Annotated in this window: 15 protein-coding genes and 1 tRNA gene; 13 read left to right on the top strand and 3 right to left on the bottom strand. The window is 73.3% G+C overall.

Annotated features, from left to right (window positions below; genetic code table 11):
• The first annotated feature begins 90 nt into the window (after positions 1–90).
• The 7 genes from galU to ABZ117_RS05520 all read left to right on the top strand — a co-directional run bounded on the left by galU (position 91) and on the right by ABZ117_RS05520 (position 5711).
• The gene (galU, locus tag ABZ117_RS05550; protein ID WP_356817665.1) at positions 91–1002 is read left to right on the top strand and encodes a UTP--glucose-1-phosphate uridylyltransferase GalU; all 912 of its coding nucleotides are present in this window, start codon (positions 91–93) and stop codon (positions 1000–1002) included.
• Entirely contained in the window at positions 999–2321 is a 1323-nt protein-coding gene (gene glp, locus ABZ117_RS05545; protein ID WP_356817663.1) for a gephyrin-like molybdotransferase Glp, read from the top strand. Before galU ends, glp begins: the two co-directional genes overlap by 4 nt.
• Positions 2322–2448: 127 nt before the next feature.
• Positions 2449–2961, top strand: coding sequence for a cyclic pyranopterin monophosphate synthase MoaC (gene moaC / locus ABZ117_RS05540; RefSeq protein WP_356817661.1), 513 nt, complete (start codon positions 2449–2451; stop codon positions 2959–2961).
• Positions 2958–3497, top strand: coding sequence for a molybdenum cofactor synthesis domain-containing protein (locus ABZ117_RS05535; protein ID WP_356817659.1), 540 nt, complete (start codon positions 2958–2960; stop codon positions 3495–3497). The genes moaC and ABZ117_RS05535 overlap by 4 nt, the downstream gene beginning before the upstream one ends.
• Positions 3498–3517: 20 nt before the next feature.
• Positions 3518–4171 carry a GNAT family protein gene (locus tag ABZ117_RS05530; protein ID WP_356817657.1) on the top strand — a complete coding sequence of 218 codons (654 nt, stop codon included), beginning with the start codon at positions 3518–3520 and terminating at the stop codon, positions 4169–4171.
• Positions 4172–4344: 173 nt separating this feature from the next.
• A complete protein-coding gene (glpR, locus tag ABZ117_RS05525; RefSeq protein WP_356817655.1) occupies positions 4345–5541 on the top strand; it encodes a gephyrin-like molybdotransferase receptor GlpR in 1197 nt (398 codons plus the stop codon).
• Positions 5542–5637: 96 nt separating this feature from the next.
• Positions 5638–5711: transfer RNA gene (locus ABZ117_RS05520), tRNA-Ala, on the top strand.
• A gap of 155 nt (positions 5712–5866) precedes the next feature.
• Here ABZ117_RS05520 and ABZ117_RS05515 read toward each other — a convergent pair.
• On the bottom strand, positions 5867–6343 hold the full coding sequence (locus ABZ117_RS05515) for a GNAT family N-acetyltransferase (protein ID WP_356817653.1): 477 nt from the start codon (positions 6341–6343) through the stop codon (positions 5867–5869).
• Between the two features lie 88 nt (positions 6344–6431).
• On the opposite strand from ABZ117_RS05515, the gene ABZ117_RS05510 reads away from it, so the two are divergent.
• Positions 6432–7235, top strand: a complete 804-nt coding sequence (locus ABZ117_RS05510; protein ID WP_356817651.1) for an exodeoxyribonuclease III — start codon at positions 6432–6434, stop codon at positions 7233–7235.
• Between the two features lie 5 nt (positions 7236–7240).
• Here the strand turns inward: ABZ117_RS05510 and ABZ117_RS05505 are convergent, their stop codons facing one another.
• Positions 7241–7945 (bottom strand): MerR family transcriptional regulator, encoded by a 705-nt coding sequence (locus tag ABZ117_RS05505; protein WP_356817649.1) that lies wholly within the window; start codon positions 7943–7945, stop codon positions 7241–7243.
• A gap of 132 nt (positions 7946–8077) precedes the next feature.
• On the opposite strand from ABZ117_RS05505, the gene ABZ117_RS05500 reads away from it, so the two are divergent.
• The 4 genes from ABZ117_RS05500 to ABZ117_RS05485 all read left to right on the top strand — a co-directional run bounded on the left by ABZ117_RS05500 (position 8078) and on the right by ABZ117_RS05485 (position 11769).
• On the top strand, positions 8078–9604 hold the full coding sequence (locus ABZ117_RS05500; protein WP_356817647.1) for an NAD(P)/FAD-dependent oxidoreductase: 1527 nt from the start codon (positions 8078–8080) through the stop codon (positions 9602–9604).
• On the top strand, positions 9601–10581 hold the full coding sequence (locus ABZ117_RS05495; protein ID WP_356817645.1) for an alpha/beta hydrolase: 981 nt from the start codon (positions 9601–9603) through the stop codon (positions 10579–10581). The genes ABZ117_RS05500 and ABZ117_RS05495 overlap by 4 nt, the downstream gene beginning before the upstream one ends.
• Positions 10578–11462, top strand: coding sequence for an SDR family oxidoreductase (locus ABZ117_RS05490; protein WP_356817643.1), 885 nt, complete (start codon positions 10578–10580; stop codon positions 11460–11462). The genes ABZ117_RS05495 and ABZ117_RS05490 overlap by 4 nt, the downstream gene beginning before the upstream one ends.
• An 88-nt stretch (positions 11463–11550) precedes the next feature.
• A complete protein-coding gene (locus ABZ117_RS05485) occupies positions 11551–11769 on the top strand; it encodes a hypothetical protein (RefSeq protein WP_356817642.1) in 219 nt (72 codons plus the stop codon).
• Positions 11770–11851: 82 nt separating this feature from the next.
• On the opposite strand, the gene ABZ117_RS05480 is transcribed toward ABZ117_RS05485, so the two are convergent.
• A complete protein-coding gene (locus ABZ117_RS05480) occupies positions 11852–15142 on the bottom strand; it encodes a S41 family peptidase (RefSeq protein ID WP_356817640.1) in 3291 nt (1096 codons plus the stop codon).
• 182 nt (positions 15143–15324) lie between these two features.
• Here ABZ117_RS05480 and ABZ117_RS05475 point away from each other — a divergent pair, with 182 nt between their 5' ends.
• Positions 15325–15927 carry a TetR/AcrR family transcriptional regulator gene (locus ABZ117_RS05475; protein WP_356817639.1) on the top strand — a complete coding sequence of 201 codons (603 nt, stop codon included), beginning with the start codon at positions 15325–15327 and terminating at the stop codon, positions 15925–15927.
• The last annotated feature ends 33 nt before the right edge of the window (positions 15928–15960 follow it).

Raw genomic sequence — 15960 nt, 5'->3', positions numbered from 1 at the left:
TCTCGCACCCTTCTCTTAATGCAGGCGATATAAGGGTCAACCAACCGGACCCACAGATCTCCCACAAAGGCACCGGATATGGTTGCGGGCATGACTCAGTCCCACCCCAGGATCAGCAAGGCTGTCATCCCCGCGGCAGGCCTCGGCACCCGGTTCCTGCCGGCGACCAAGGCCACTCCCAAGGAGATGCTGCCGGTCGTAGACAAGCCGGCGATCCAGTATGTGGTCGAGGAGGCCGTGGCGGCGGGACTCGACGACGTCCTCATGGTCACCGGGCGCAACAAGCGTCCCCTGGAGGACCACTTCGACCGCAACTACGAGCTGGAGTCGGCGCTCGGCAAGAAGGGCGACGCCGAACGCCTCGCGAAGGTGCAGGAGTCCAGCGACCTGGCCACCATGCACTACGTGCGACAGGGCGACCCCCGAGGGCTCGGGCACGCCGTGCTGTGCGCCGCCCCGCACGTCGGCCACGAGCCGTTCGCCGTCCTCCTCGGTGACGACCTCATCGACCCGCGGGACCCGCTGCTCCAGCGCATGATCGAGGTCCAGGAGCGGCACGGCGGCAGCGTGATCGCCCTCATGGAGGTCGCGCCCGAGCAGATGCACCTGTACGGCTGCGCGGCCGTGGAGGCCACCGCGGACGGCGACGTGGTCAAGGTGACCGGACTGGTCGAGAAGCCGGACCCGGCGGACGCCCCGTCGAACTACGCGGTCATCGGCCGCTACGTCCTCGACCCGCACATCTTCGCCATACTCCGCACCACCGAGCCGGGCCGCGGCGGCGAGATCCAGCTGACCGACGCCCTCCAGCAGCTCGCCCAGGACGAGAAGGCCGGCGGCCCCGTGCACGGCGTCGTCTTCAAGGGCCGCCGCTATGACACCGGCGACCGTGGCGACTACCTCCGTGCCATTGTCAGACTCGCATGCGAACGTGAGGACCTGGGCCCGGACTTCCGGACCTGGCTCCGCAGTTACGTAGCCGAGGAGATGCAGCAGCCTTGACCAGCGCCGCGACCCGCCCCGCCGGCCCGGACGACCTGTGGTCGGTGGACGAGCACCTGGAGGACATCCTCTCCGCCGTCCGCCCCCTGGAACCCATCGAGCTGCAACTGCTCGACGCCCAGGGCTGTGTCCTGGTCGAGGACGTCACGGTGCCGGTGTCCCTGCCGCCGTTCGACAACAGCTCCATGGACGGGTACGCGGTGCGGGTCGCGGACATCGCGGGCGCCGGCGAGGAGTTCCCGGCCGTCCTGGAGGTCGTCGGGGACGTCGCGGCGGGCGCGGCCGACCCGGTCCGGGTCGGTCCCGGGCAGGCCGCGCGCATCATGACCGGCGCGCCGCTGCCGCCCGGCGCCGAGACCGTCGTCCCCGTCGAGTGGACCGACGGAGGACTCGGCGAGGGCCCGGTGAGCGGCATGCGCTCGCGCAGCCTGGCCCCCCAGGGCGCCGAGGGGCAGGTGCGCGTGTACCGGCCCGCCGCGGCACGCGCGCACGTGCGTGCCAGGGGCAGCGACGTGAAGGCCGGTGACCTGGCCCTGGAGGCCGGCACGGTCCTCGGCCCGCCGCAGCTCGCGCTGCTCGCCGCGATCGGCCGCGGCACGGTCCGGGTGCGCCCGCGCCCGCGCGTGGTCGTCCTGTCCACCGGCAGCGAACTCGTCCAGCCCGGTGAGGAACTGGGCCCGGGCCAGATCCACGATTCCAACAGCTTCGCGCTCACCGCCGCCGCGCGGGACGCGGGCGCCATCGCCTACCGGGTCGGTGCCGTCGCCGACGACGCCGAGACCCTCCGCTCCACCATCGAGGACCAGCTGATCCGCGCGGATCTGCTGGTGACCACGGGCGGGGTGAGCGTCGGGGCGTACGACGTCGTCAAGGAGGCGCTGTCGTACGCCGCCGACGCGGACGAGGCGGGCAGCGGTGTGGAGTTCCGCAGGATCGCCATGCAGCCCGGCAAGCCGCAGGGCTTCGGTTCCATCGGCCCCGACCACATCCCGGTGCTGGCCCTGCCCGGCAACCCGGTGTCGTCGTACGTCTCCTTCGAGCTGTTCGTCCGTCCCGCGATCCGCACGCTGTCGGGCCTCACGGACATCCACCGGCCCCGGGCGCGGGCCGTGCTCACGGCGGACGAGGCGCTGCGCTCGCCCCGGGGGCGCCGGCAGTTCCTGCGCGGCGTCCACGCGGACGGGAAGGTCAGCCCCGTGGGCGGCGCTGGCTCCCACCTGGTCGCGGCGCTCGCGCGGGCGAACGCGCTGATCGTCGTCCCCGAGGACGTGGAGTCGGTGGAGCCCGGGACCGAGGTGGAGGTCGTCCTCCTCGGCTGACGCACGCGCGCGTGCCCGTCCACAGGCCGGTCCTCGTCCGCTGCGCGCCCCGGCTTGGCGGTAGCGTGTCGGGCACAGCAGGCCCGCGCACCGCACCGCGCCGGGCCCGGACCGGGAGCGCCACACCATGACTGTGCCTTCCCGGGGGGAGACCCCCGGACGCCCTGTGCAGGACCGACTGACGCACATCGACGAGGCGGGCGCGGCCCGCATGGTCGACGTGTCCGGGAAGGACGTGACCGCCCGCACCGCCCGTGCCGGCGGCCGGGTCCTCGTCTCACCGCGCGTGGTCGAGCTGCTGCGCGGTGAGGGGATGCCCAAGGGGGACGCCCTCGCCACCGCCCGCATCGCGGGGATCATGGGCGCCAAGCGCACCCCGGATCTGATCCCGCTGTGCCACCCGTTGTCGGTGTCCGGTGTGAGACTGGACCTGTCGGTCGCGGACGACGCCGTGGAGATCCGGGCCACCGTGAAGACGACGGACCGCACGGGCGTCGAGATGGAGGCCCTCACCGCGGTGACCATCGCCGCGCTCACCGTGATCGACATGGTCAAGGCGGTCGACAAGGGAGCGGTCATCACGGACGTACGGGTGGAGGAGAAGACGGGCGGCGCGTCGGGCGACTGGAGCCGGGCATGACCGGCGACGGCACGACCGGCGGGGCGCCGCGGGCACCGTACGCGGCGCTGGTCGTCACCGCGTCCAACCGGGCCGCCGCCGGGGTCTACGAGGACAGGGGCGGTCCGCTGGTCGCGCGGGGTCTCGAGGGCTTCGGCTTCGCCGTGGACGGGCCGCGGGTGGTGCCCGACGGCGAACCGGTCGAGGCGGAACTGCGGGCGGCCGTGGCGGCCGGGTACGACGTGGTCGTCACCACCGGCGGTACGGGCGTCTCGCCCACCGACCGCACCCCCGAGGCGACCCGCGCGGTCATCGACCGCGAGGTGCCGGGCATCGCGGAGGCCGTCCGCGCCTACGGGCGGGACAAGGTGCCGACCGCGGCGCTGTCCCGGGGACTCGCGGGCGTGGCCGGCGGAACGCTGATCGTCAACCTGCCCGGGTCCACCGGAGGGGTGCGGGACGGCCTCGCCGTCCTGGAGCCCCTCCTCGTGCACGCCGTCGACCAGATCCGCGGCGGTGACCACCCCAGACCCGGCAGCGGTGGGGGTGCGAGCTGAACAGCCCTTCCTGGCCCGCCGTGCTGGCGGACGGCGAGGTCGTCCTCCGGCCGATAAAGCTGCGCGACCAGCGGGTCTGGCGCGAGGTGAACCGGCGCAACCGTGACTGGCTGCGGCCCTGGGAGGCGACCATCCCGCCGCCCACGCCGAGCGGGCCGGTCGCGCACCGGCCGACCTACCGCCAGATGGTCCGGCATCTGCGGGCCGAGGCCGGCGCGGGCCGGATGCTGCCGTTCGTCATCGAGTACCAGGGGCGGCTCGTCGGACAGCTGACGGTCGCCGGGATCACCTGGGGATCGATGTGTTCCGGACACGTCGGTTACTGGGTGGACCAGGGGGTGGCCGGACGCGGGGTGATGCCGACGGCCGTCGCGCTGGCGGTGGACCACTGTTTCCGCACCGTCGGACTGCACCGCGTCGAGGTGTGCATTCGCCCCGAGAACCGGCCGAGCCGCCGGGTCGTGGAGAAACTCGGATTCCGCGAGGAGGGGATCCGGCCGCGTTATCTGCACATCGACGGGGCCTGGCGCGACCACCTGGTCTTCGCGCTCACCGCGGAAGAGGTGCCCGACGGGCTGCTCGCCCGCTGGCACCGGGGGCGTTCCCGCGAGGCCCGGCGTGCCGGGGGGCCGGCCGGCGCCCCGGGGAATCCCGTCGAGCGCCCGAGAAATTGAATATGTGTTCGAAATTGATCCGCTGTTGACCGTTCGTGCGGCACATAATTCGCGCCTGCGGCGGTCCGCTGATCGCATCGGTCCCAAAAAATGCTGGAAATATCAGCCGGATCGTGCGACACACCGGCCCAATTGGCGGATGGCCTCACGCAAACCCCTCTACCGTGTGAGGCGTGAGCAGCAGCGGCCTCATCTACGCAGTCATTGTCGGGGCCTGGGCCGCCTACTTGGTGCCGATGTGGCTCCGTAGGCAGGACGAGCTGAACGAGGCCCGTCCGACGGAACGCTTCAGCACCGCCATCCGGCTGCTGTCCGGACGGGCGGGGATGGAGCGCCGGTACGCCAGGGACCTGCGGGCGCGCTCCACCCAGGAGGGGGAGCCGGACGCCGGCGATCCGGACGCGGTCACCGACTCGGTGGACGTCCGGGCCTTCGCCATGCCTCCGACCCGCCGTCAGGCCGCCCCGGACGCCGAGCCCGAGACACCCGGCACCGCCGAACCGGCACGCGGCCAGGCCGCCGAACCGGCGGCCGGCCCGGGATCCGGCCACCCGCCCGGGGTCCCGTCCCAGCGGGTGCCGGCCGCCCGGCGGGAGCCCTCGGCACAGGCGGCCGAGGCGCGCGCCCGGCGCTCGAAGGTGCTCGCGCGCCGGCGGCGCACCACCGTGATGCTCTTCCTCGCCTTCACGCTCGGCGCGATCGTCGCCGCCGTCGGCGGGCTCGCCTTCCTGTGGGTGCCCGCCGTGCCGGCCGTGACGCTCAGCGGCTACATCGCCTATCTGCGCGCGCAGGAGCTCCGCCGGTTCGCCTACCAGATGGACCGCCGGCACGCCGAGGTCGCCGCCCAGCGCCTGCGCGAGCGCCAGCCGCGCCGCCGGGCCCCGCTCGACGCGGACCCCGGCGCGGACCAGGTGGAACAGGGCCTGGACAGCGGCACGGACACGGGCCTCTCCTCGCTCGCCGCGGACCGGCGGGCCCTCGTCGAGCAGACCGACCACGCCGAGTGGGTCGACCAGCAGCGGGAGCGGCAGCGCAGGCCCGGGCACGGGGACAGCTGGGACCCGGTGCCGGTGCCCCTGCCGACGTACGTCACCGCGCCGGTCGCTCCGCGCGCCACCTCCGACGTGGATCTGGGGGCGCCCGACACCTGGAGTTCGGCGCGCTCCAGCGCGGTCGCGCCGGAGCGCGAGGCGGGCCACGCGCCGCAGGGCGAGGCGGACGAGGCGGCCCCCGCGCCCGGGGAGAAGCCGGTGGCCGGCCGCAGCGACGCACGCCGTGCGGCCTCCGCGCGCCGGGCGCGGGAACGCGGCCGTACGCCTCTCTTCGACCAGTACGACGAGGGCGGACGCCCGCGTGCGGCCAACGAGTGACCACGCCCGCCCGCACCCCTCCCGGCCCGCCCTGACCAGTCAGGGAGCGGATTTCCGGGCACCGCGATCGGGATGCTAGAGTTTCACTCGTTGCAAGGGCCTGTGGCGCAGTCCGGTAGCGCACCTCGTTCGCATCGAGGGGGCCAGGGGTTCGAATCCCCTCAGGTCCACGCACAACTGTCCCCGAGTCAGCTCGGGACGGTGACGAAGATCCCGCCGATCATCACGATCGGCCGGGATCTTCGTCGTTTCACGGGCATGGCGCGTGGCCGGGTCCGCGCCCGCCGGGGAAGCGGTGCGGGGCGGGACCCGGCGCGTGCGTGGTTCACAGGCGCTTGGCGTAGCAGCGGCTGTCCTCGTAGTGGCGGTAGTAGCCGAACTTCACGCACGGCTCGTAGCCGCTGGAGGTGTACAGCGCGATCGCCTCGGGCTGCTTGGTGCCCGTCTCCAGGACCATGCGGAGCCGGCCGGCCGCGCGGGCGTCCTCCTCCAGGGCCGCGAGTATGCGGCGGGCCAGGCCGCGGCCCCGCATGTCCTCGACGACGTACATCCGCTTGAGTTCGGCGTCGCCGTCCTCGTTGCCCTCCTCGTTGCGGTCCTGGCCGCGCCACCCGCCGGTGGCCACGGGGCGGTCGTGCTCGTCGTACGCGATCAGGTACAGGCCCCGGGGCGGGTCGAAGTCGGCGGGGTCGAGGGCGGTGGCGTCGCCGCCGTCGCCGTAGCGCAGGTGGTACTCGGCCTGGACCTCGTCGTTGAGCTTGGTGGCGTCGGGGTGATCGAACCGAACGCGACGTATATTCATTCTGAGTATCGTACTTCTATGCAGTGGGCGGCAGGGGTCCGGGTCGTGCGGACCCCGACCAGTGTGCCTGTGCCGGTAGGGTGCCCGGGTGCTGACTGTGACCTCCGTGAACGTGAATGGACTGCGGGCCGCCGCGAAGAAGGGCTTCGTGGAGTGGCTCGCCGGGACCGAGGCGGACGTCGTCTGCCTCCAGGAGGTCCGCGCCGAGCCGCACCAGCTGCCCGAGGAGGTCCGCGGCCCCGACGGCTGGCACGTCACCCACGCCCCGGCCGCCGCGAAGGGCCGCGCGGGCGTCTCCCTCTACACGCGCCGCGAACCCGACCGGGTCCGGGTCGGATTCGGCTCGGCCGAGTTCGACGGCAGCGGGCGCTACGTCGAGGCCGACCTGCCCGGCGTCACCGTCGCCTCCCTCTACCTGCCCTCCGGCGAGGCCGGCACCGAACGGCAGGACGAGAAGGTCCGCTTCATGGACGAGTTCCTCACCCACCTGAAGGACCTGCGCGAGCGGGCCGCCGCCGACGGGCGCGAGGTGCTGGTCTGCGGCGACTGGAACATCGCCCACCGGCAGGCCGACCTGAGGAACTGGCGCGGCAACACCAAGAACTCCGGCTTCCTGCCCGAGGAGCGCGCCTGGCTCGGCCGGGTCCTCGAACCGGCGGACGGCGGCTACGTCGACGTCGTCCGCGCCCTCCACCCGGACACCGAGGGCCCGTACACGTGGTGGTCGTACCGCGGGCGGGCCTTCGACAACGACTCGGGGTGGAGGATCGACTACCAGATCGCCACGCCGGGGCTCGCCGGCCGGGCGGTCAAGGGTTTCGTCGAGCGCGCGGCCACGCACGCCGAGCGGTGGTCGGACCACGCGCCGGTCACCGTCGTGTACGACCTGTAGCGGGCCTACGGGTTTCCCCGGCCGCGCTCGCCCATACGCCGGTCCAGGGCCAGGGAGAGTTCCGCCTCCACGACGCTGCGGGCCAGCGGGCGCAGGCGGTGGAGGTCCTCCTCGGGGGCGTGGCGCAGGATCAGGTCGGTGAAGAGGGCGGCCAGGGTGTCGGCGTGTTCGCGGACGCGGGCGCCGGCCGCCAGTACCTCGGCGAGCGGTATGCCCTCGCGGACCAGGGCGGAGGAGACGTCGAGCAGGCGCCGGCTGATGTGGACGATCTCGTCGCCGTCGGTGCCGAGGTAGCCCAGCTCCATGGCGGCGGCGAGGTTGTCGGGGGTGACCTCGCCCTCGAAGCGGGCGGCGAGTTCCTCGGGTGTGAGGCGGACCGGTTCCTCCTCGCTGGGGGTGCCCACGCCGAGCAGGTCGGCGACGTCGCGTCCGTGGTCGAAGGCCTCGGCCAGCTCCGCGATGCCGGTCAGGGTGTGGCCGCGCTCCAGCAGGGCCGCGATGGTGCGCAGCCGGGCCAGGTGGTGGTCGTCGTACCAGGCGATGCGGCCCTCGCGGCGCGGTGGCGGCAGCAGTCTGCGCTCGCGGTAGAAGCGCAGGGTGCGCACGGTGATGCCGGCCAGCCGGGCCAGTTCCTCCGTGCGGTACTCGCGGGGCGCCGGGGGGTGCGCCGCCCGGGGGCCGGCCTCGAAGTGCTGTGCGTCCTCTGCCACGACCGCAGCCTATGGCGTACCGCCGGTAACTTCCTTCTCCCGCCCCCTACCGCTCGGTACGGAGCTGCTCTACAGTCCCATTGCGCCAGTGTTCACTGGCAGGGTTTCTAGGTGATGCGTGGAGGTCTCGGGATGGCCGAGCACGAGCATGTACGGGTGGCGGTGATCGGGTCCGGCTTCGGCGGTCTCGGGGCCGCCGTGCGGCTGCGCCGGGAAGGGATCACCGACTTCGTCGTCCTGGAACGGGCCGACAGCGTCGGTGGCACCTGGCGGGACAACAGTTACCCCGGGTGCGCCTGCGACGTGCCCTCCCACCTCTACTCCTTCTCCTTCGCGCCGCACCCCGACTGGCCGCGCACCTTCTCCGGGCAGCGGCACATCCGGGCCTACCTGGAGCACGTCACCGACCTGTTCGGACTGCGCCCGCACCTGCGCCTGGGCTCCGAGGTCAAGCTGATGACCTGGGACACCGAGAAGCTGCGGTGGACCGTCGAGACCACGCGCGGCACGCTGACCGCCGACGTCGTCGTCTCCGCCACCGGACCGCTGTCCGACCCGAAGATCCCTCGGATCCCGGGCCTCGAGTCCTTCCCGGGTCAGGTGTTCCACTCCGCCCGCTGGGACCACGACTACGACCTGCGCGGCAAGCGGGTCGCCATGGTCGGCACCGGCGCCTCCGCCATCCAGATCGTGCCCGCCATCCAGCCGGAGGTCGGCCGGCTCACCCTCTTCCAGCGCACCCCGCCGTGGGTGCTGCCCCGCGTCGACCGGGCCATCAGCGGCGCCGAGCGGTGGCTGCACCGGCGGCTGCCGGTCACCGCCCAGGTCCGGCGCGGGCTGCTGTGGGGCATCCGCGAGCTCCAGGTCCAGGCGTTCACCAAGCGCCCCGACGAACTCGGCGTCGTCGAACAGCTCGCCAAGCGCAACATGGCCCGCGCCGTCAAGGACCCGGCCCTGCGCGCCAGGCTCACCCCCGACTACCGCATCGGCTGCAAGCGGATCCTGCTCTCCAGCACCTACTACCCGGCGCTCGCCCGGCCCAATGTGGACGTCGTCGCCAGTGGGCTCAGCGAGGTCCGCGGGTCGACGGTCGTCGCGGCCGACGGCACCGAGGCCGAGGTCGACGCGATCATCTTCGGTACGGGCTTCCACGTCACGGACATGCCCATCGCCGAGCGCGTGGTCGGCGCCGACGGCATGACGCTCGCCGAGTCCTGGAAGGGCGGCATGCGGGCGCTGCGCGGCGCCGCGGCGGCCGGGTTCCCGAACTTCATGACGGTCATCGGGCCCAACACCGGCCTGGGGAACTCCTCCATGATCCTGATGATCGAGTCCCAGCTGAACTACCTGGCCGACTACCTGCGCCAGCTCCACGTCCTGGGCGACGGCACGGCCCTGGACGCCCGGCCCGACGCCGTCGAGGCCTGGAACCGGCGGGTGCAGGAGCGCATGAAGCGGACCGTGTGGAACACCGGCGGCTGCACCAGCTGGTACCAGGACGCGAGCGGCCGCAACACCACCATCTGGCCCGGTACGACGACCGAGTTCCGGCGCGCGACCCGGCGGGTGGACCTCGCGGAGTACGAGGTCGTGCGCGCGGCCGGGCGGTCCGCGCCGGCGCAGGACGACGGGACCCGGCAGAGCGAGGCCGCCGCATGAGCCGGCGCACCCCGGTCACCTCCGTGACCTCCGGCCCGTACGCCCCGCCCACCCCCTCCCGCACCCTCACCGTCACGTCCGCCGACGGCGCGCGCCTGCACGTCGAGGTGCACGGCCCGCAGGACGCGCCCCCGGTCGTCCTCTCCCACGGCTGGACCTGCTCGACGGCGTTCTGGGCGGCCCAGATACGCGACCTGGCGGCCGACCACCGGGTGATCGCCTACGACCAGCGGGGCCACGGGCGCAGTCCGTCGAGCCCCGCCTGCACCACCGACACGCTGGCGGACGACCTCGAAGCGGTACTCGCGCAGACACTCGCCCCCGGGCAGAAGGCGCTGGTCGTCGGCCACTCCATGGGCGGCATGACGGTCATGGCCGCCGCCGGGCGCCCCCGCTTCCGCGAACACGCCGCCGCCGTCCTGCTGTGCAGCACGGGGAGTTCGCGGCTGATCGCCGAGTCGCGCGTGGTGCCGATGCGCGCCGGACGCGTGCGCACCTGGATCACCGGGCGCGTCCTCGGCTCGCGCGCGCCCCTCGGACCGGTCACGCCCCTCGCCCTGCGCGTCCTCAAGTACGGCACCATGGGCGCCGGTTCGGCCCGGCACATGGTGGAGGCGTGCGCGCGCATCGTGCACGGCTGCCCGCGCGCCGTACGCCACGCCTGGGCCGGGGTGCTGAGCACGCTCGACCTCGACCACGGCGTACGGGAGCTGCACGTGCCCACCGCCGTCCTGTTCGGCACGTCGGACCGGCTCACGCCCCCGGTGCACGCCCGTGCGCTGGTCGCCGCGCTGCCGCGCTGCGTCGGCCTCACCGAGCTGCCCGGCATCGGCCACATGACCCCGATCGAGGCGCCGGAGCCGGTGACCGGCCGCATCAGGGAACTGGCCGGCACGTACGTCACGGCAGCCGACTCCCCGAAGTCCCCGGCAGGTTCCCCTGTCACACCCGTACAGCAGGTCAAGGAGGGCGCATGAGCAGGGTCAGCCTCGAAGGACAGGTCGCGGTCGTCACGGGAGCGGCGCGCGGCGTCGGTGAGCTGCTGGCGCGCAAGCTGTCCGCGCGCGGGGCGAAGGTCGCGCTGGTCGGGCTGGAGGAGGACGTGCTCAAGGAGGTCTCCGGGCGGCTGCACAGCGAGAGCGCGCACTGGTACGCCGACGTCACCGACCACGAGGCGATGAGCCGGGTCGCGCGGGAGGTCAAGGAACGCTTCGGGAAGGTCGACATCGTGGTCGCCAACGCCGGTGTGGCGACCGGCGGTCCGTTCGCCGACTCCGATCCGCAGGCGTGGCGGCGGGTGATCGAGGTCAACCTGATCGGTTCGGCGGTGACCGCGCGGGCGTTCCTGCCGGTGCTGGCCGAGAGCCGCGGCTATCTGCTCCAGGTCGCCTCGCTCGCCGCGATCACGCCGGCACCGATGATGACGGCGTACTGCGCGTCCAAGTCGGGCGTGGAGGCGTACGCGCACAGCCTGCGCGCCGAGGTCGGCTACCAGGGCGTGCGCGTCGGGGTCGCCTATCTGTCCTGGACCGACACCGACATGGTGCGCGGCGCCGACCAGGACGACGTCATGCGGGAGCTGCGGCAGCGGCTGCCGTGGCCGTCGAACAAGACCTACCCGCTGGGCCCCGCGGTGGACCGGCTCGTCGCCGGGATCGAGCGGCGCTCGGCGCATGTGTACGGACAGTGGTGGCTGCGCGGCATGCAGGGCGTGCGCGGCTACCTCCCCGCGCTCATCGCCACGGTCGGGCAGCGCGAGATGAAGCGGTTCGCACCGCGCCTCCAGGGGATGCGCTCCGGGCTCGTCGGCGCAGGTGGGGCGGCCGACGAGACCGCGCGCGCCACGCACGGTAACTGATCGACATGCACTCCGTGTTCGCCCGTGTGAATCTGGTCGAGGCCCCACCGAGGGGCCGATTCCCCACCCACTACGGGAGTGAACCCACATGGGTATGAAGGACCAGTTCCAGGAGAAGTCGGGCCGGCGGCCGGAGCAGGCCGAGGAGAAGCTCGGCCAGGCCCGCGAGAAGGCCGGCCAGCGCGGTCCGCAGGACCGCCAGGGCCGCCAGGGCCGCCAGCCTGAGCGGACCCGCCCCGGCCACCGTGACATCGAGGACACGGAGCCGCAGGCGGAGGACCGCTTCGACCAGGACTACGACGCCTAGTCGAGGCTCCGGCCGGACCGGCGTGGGGTGCCCTTCTTCGCGAGGGGTGCCCCGCGCCGCTGTGCGGGGGACGGACGGCCCGTCAGGAGGCCGTTCTCGGGGGCAGTTTCGGGCGGGATCGGTCCGGGACGTCGCGGTAGCCCGGTGGCGTCGCCGCGGGGGTGGCCGCCAGGAGGTCCAGGGCCAGCCCGACGGCGTCGGCCAGCTGGGCGTGGCGGCCCTCGGCCCAGTCCAGCGGGGTGCGCGTGATGTCCAGGTCCGGGGCGACGCCGTGGTTCTCGACGGACCAGCCGTAGGCGTCGAACCAGGCGGCGTTCATGGGGACGGTGATGACCGTGCCGTCGCCCAGCCGGTGCCGGCCGGTCATGCCGACGACACCGCCCCAGGTGCGCTGGCCGACCACCGGGCCGAGCCCCAGCAGCTTGAAGGCCGCCGTGATCATGTCGCCGTCGGACGAGGTCGCCTCGTCGGCCAGGGCCACCACCGGGCCGCGGGGGGCGTTGGACATGTACGACACCGGTTGCGCGTCCCGGGTCAGGTCCCAGCCCAGGATCGTACGGGTCAGTTTCTCGATGACGAGTTCGCTGATGTGCCCGCCCGCGTTGCCGCGCACGTCCACGATCAGCGCGGGCCGGGAGACCTCCATGCGCACGTCGCGGTTGAACTGGGCCCAGCCGGAACCGCCCATGTCGGGGATGTGCAGATAGCCGCACTTGCCGTCGCTCAGCTCCCGGACGACCTGGCGGCGTTTGGCCACCCAGTCCTGGTAGCGCAGCGGGCGTTCGTCGACGAGCGGGACGACGGCGACCCGCCGGGCCCGCCCGGGTTCGCCCTCGGCGGGGGTGAACGTCAGCTCCACGGTGGTACCGCCGGAGCCGGCGAGCAGGGGGTAGGGGCCGGTGACCGGGTCGACCGGGCGGCCGTCGACGTGGGTGAGGGCGGCGCCCTCGCGGATGCCCGTGCCGGCCAGCGGTGAGCGGGCCTTGGAGTCGGAGGAGTCGCCGGGCAGGACGCGTCTGACCAGCCACCGGCCGTCGCGGCGGACGAGGTCGGCGCCGAGGAGGCCCTGCCGGCGCTGGTAGTGGGGCGGGCCCTCGTTGCGGCGGGCGGCGGTGACGTAGGCGTGGGAGGTGCCGAGTTCGCCGAGGACCTCGCGGAGCAGGTCCGCGAACTCGTCGGGGGAGGCGACCCGTTCGACCAGGGGACGGTACTGGGCGAGCACCGCGTCCCAGTCGATGCCGCACATGCCCGGGTCCCAGAAGTAGGCGCGGATCAGGCGTCCCGCCTCGTCGTAGGCCTGGCGCCATTCGGCGGGCGGGTCGGCCTCGTGCAGGATGCGGCGCGAGTCGATCCAGACGGTCGTGTCACTGTCGCCGGGCTCGGCCGACGGCACGGCCCGCAGCTCGCCCTCGTCGACGACGACCAGCCGGGTGCCGTCGCCGCTGACGGCGAACCAGTCGAGGTGGCCGACGAGTTCGGACTTCTTCGCCTTGCCGATGCCGAAGTGTTCGAGGGTCGGGCGGCCGGTGGTGTCGTCCGGGCTGGCGAAGGTCTCGCCGAGCGCGCCGGAGATCGGCCAGCGCAGCCAGACCAGGCCGCCGCCGGCGACCGGGTACAGCGCGGAGTACTTGGAGGCGATGACCGGGAACGGCGTGACCCGGTTCTCCAGCCCCTCCACCTCGACGGTCACCGTGCCGGCCTCGCCGGTGTCCTCGTCGTCCACCAGCGGGTCGAGTCCGCCGGCGGCGGGGCGGCCCTCGGGGTTCAGGGCGAAGGGGGAGGGGGTCGCCGAGGAGAGTGGGACGAGGTACGGGCGGCAGCCGAGCGGGAAGGACAGGTCGCCGGTGTGGACGTCGTACACCGGGTCGAAGCCGCGCCAGGAGAGGAAGGCGAGGTAGCGGCCGTCGCGGGTGAACACCGGGTTCTCGTCCTCGAAGCGGCCGTTGGTCACGTCCACGATGAGCCGGTCCTTGATCCGGGCCAGCTTGATCTGGCGCAGGGTGCGGCCGATGCCGGGGTGGGACCAGGTGAGCCAGGTGCCGTCGGGGGAGAAGGCGAGGTCCCGCACGGGCCCGTTCCCGGACCGCACCAGCTCGGTCACCCGCCCACCCGGACCACCGGCCTCTCCCTCCGTCTCTCCCCCTTCCTCCTCCGGCACGTCGATCAGCAGCAGCCGTCCGTCGTGCGAGGCGACGGCCAGCCGCTCGCCCCGCGGGTCGCAGACCAGCTCCCGGACGCGGCCCAGCGCGCCGGAGGCGAGCCGGCGCGGCGGGCGGTCGCCGGTGGCGCGGGGCAGGCGGGCGATCTCGACGGCGTCCTCGCCCTCGGCGTCGGTGACGTAGGCGACCTGCCCGGTGGAGCCCAGCATCTCCGGCAGCCGTACCCGGACACCGGGCGTGTCGGTGAGGGTGCGGGCCGGGCCGTCGCGGTGGGTGAGCCAGTACAGGCTGCCGCGGACGACGACGGCGCTGGCCCGGCCGGTCTCGTCCACGGCGATGCCGTCGATGTCCTGCGCGGCCGGCACCTGGTGGCGGCGGCGGCCGGTGCGCGGTCCGGCGAGCCGGACGTCGAGCCTGCGCGGTACGCCGTCGGGGGAGAAGTCGTCCACCAGCCACAGGTCGCCCGCGCACTGGTAGACCACGCGGCTGCCGTCGCCGGCGGCGTGCCGGGCGTAGAAGGTGTCGTGGTCGGTGTGGCGGCGCAGGTCGGTGCCGTCGTAGGCGCAGGAGTACAGGTTGCCGACGCCCTCGTGGTCGGAGAGGAAGGCGATCCGGCCGGCGACGAACACGGGTGAGGACAGATGGCCGCCGAGGTCCGGCAGGAGACGCTGCCCGTGCAGCCACAGCCGGCCCGTGGCACCGCCGCGGTACCGCTTCCAGGCGGCCGGTTCGTGCGGCGGGGTACCGGTGAGCAGCAGCGTCCTGCGCTCACCGGCGAGGTCGGCGGCCTGGATGTCGGCGACCGGCCCCCAGGGCAGCCGTCCGCCCGGGTCGCCGTCGGCGGGGACCTTGTAGGCCCAGGTGAAGTGCGAGAAGGGCTGGCCGTGGGAGGCGACGGCCAGGATGTCCGTGGTGCCGTCCGGGTCGGGGGGCGTCCAGCCGCACACCTGGGTGTCGGCGCTGCCCCAGTACGTCAGCTGTTTCGCGGGCCCGCCGTCGACGGCGACGAGGTGGACCTCGGGGGCGAGGCTGCGCCAGGTCGTGTACGCGATGTGCCGGCCGTCGGGCGAGAAGCGCGGGGGCCCGGTCTTGGTGCGGTCCGCGGTGAGCCGCCAGGCGCGGCCCGGGGTGTGGAGGGGGGCCAGCCAGAGGTCGTCCTCGGCCACGAAACACAGCAGGTCGCCGCTGAGGTGGGGACAGCGCAGATAGCTCACCTCCCCATGCTTTTCCGGTCCCACGGCACCAGCAACTCGTGAGCCCGCGCCGCGCGGACCTTACGGGCTCTTCACCTTCGTGACCCAGCACACGTACGAAACAGTTTCGTTTCGCAGACGGCCCGGGGTATCTTCAGTCAGGTACGACGACGAAAGTTCCGGAAGCGGGGAAGGTGACAGGCATGACCGAAGCCGTCTCGACGGCCCGTCGCAGCCGGATCACCCCCGAGCGCGAGGCCGAGCTGTACGAGGCCGTCCTCGACCTGCTCCGGGAGGTCGGCTACGACGCCCTCACCATGGACGCCGTGGCCGCCCGCACCCGGTCCAGCAAGGCCACGCTCTACCGCCAGTGGGGCGGCAAGGCCCAGCTGGTCGTCAAGGCGCTGCGGCACGGCAAGCGGGTCCACACGGGGGACATCGACACCGGTTCCCTCCGCGGCGACCTGCACGCCGTCGTGGCGCTGGAGGACGACTGCACCATGGAGCGCAACTCCGCGCTGATGCGGGGCGTCGCCATGGCGATGCACCACAACGACGATCTGCGCGAGGCCTTCCGGGACCAGATGGTCGACCCCGAGATGGGCGGGTTCCGGCAGGTCGTACAGCGCGCGATCGACCGGGGCGAGGTCCGCCCGGACTGCCCGGCGATCGAGTTCCTGCTGCACATGATGGTCGGCGGCTTCGCCACCCGGGCCCTGCTGGACGACCAGCCGCCCACCCAGACCTTCCTCACCTCGTACATCGACGCCGTGGTCCTCCCCGCCCTCGGCGTGCGGACCGACTGACACTCCCCTCGAACCAGCCTCCACCTGACGTCA

Origin of the sequence: Streptomyces sp. NPDC006309 (assembly GCF_040613095.1) — a bacterium.
In the GTDB taxonomy this organism is placed as follows: domain Bacteria; phylum Actinomycetota; class Actinomycetes; order Streptomycetales; family Streptomycetaceae; genus Streptomyces.
Note: the sequence above shows the minus strand (reverse complement) of the source record. Positions and strands in the feature narration are given on the sequence as shown.

What these genes read in the sequence shown, in the direction of transcription:
- ABZ117_RS05500 (WP_356817647.1), top strand. Translation starts at nt 8,078, where the DNA reads ATGGCCGAGCACGAGCATGTACGGGTGGCGGTGATCGGGTCCGGCTTC.
- galU (WP_356817665.1), top strand. Translation starts at nt 91, where the DNA reads ATGACTCAGTCCCACCCCAGGATCAGCAAGGCTGTCATCCCCGCGGCA.
- ABZ117_RS05535 (WP_356817659.1), top strand. Translation starts at nt 2,958, where the DNA reads ATGACCGGCGACGGCACGACCGGCGGGGCGCCGCGGGCACCGTACGCG.
- moaC (WP_356817661.1), top strand. Translation starts at nt 2,449, where the DNA reads ATGACTGTGCCTTCCCGGGGGGAGACCCCCGGACGCCCTGTGCAGGAC.
- ABZ117_RS05475 (WP_356817639.1), top strand. Translation starts at nt 15,325, where the DNA reads ATGACCGAAGCCGTCTCGACGGCCCGTCGCAGCCGGATCACCCCCGAG.
- ABZ117_RS05485 (WP_356817642.1), top strand. Translation starts at nt 11,551, where the DNA reads ATGGGTATGAAGGACCAGTTCCAGGAGAAGTCGGGCCGGCGGCCGGAG.
- ABZ117_RS05490 (WP_356817643.1), top strand. Translation starts at nt 10,578, where the DNA reads ATGAGCAGGGTCAGCCTCGAAGGACAGGTCGCGGTCGTCACGGGAGCG.
- ABZ117_RS05515 (WP_356817653.1), bottom strand. Translation starts at nt 6,343, where the DNA reads ATGAATATACGTCGCGTTCGGTTCGATCACCCCGACGCCACCAAGCTC.
- ABZ117_RS05495 (WP_356817645.1), top strand. Translation starts at nt 9,601, where the DNA reads ATGAGCCGGCGCACCCCGGTCACCTCCGTGACCTCCGGCCCGTACGCC.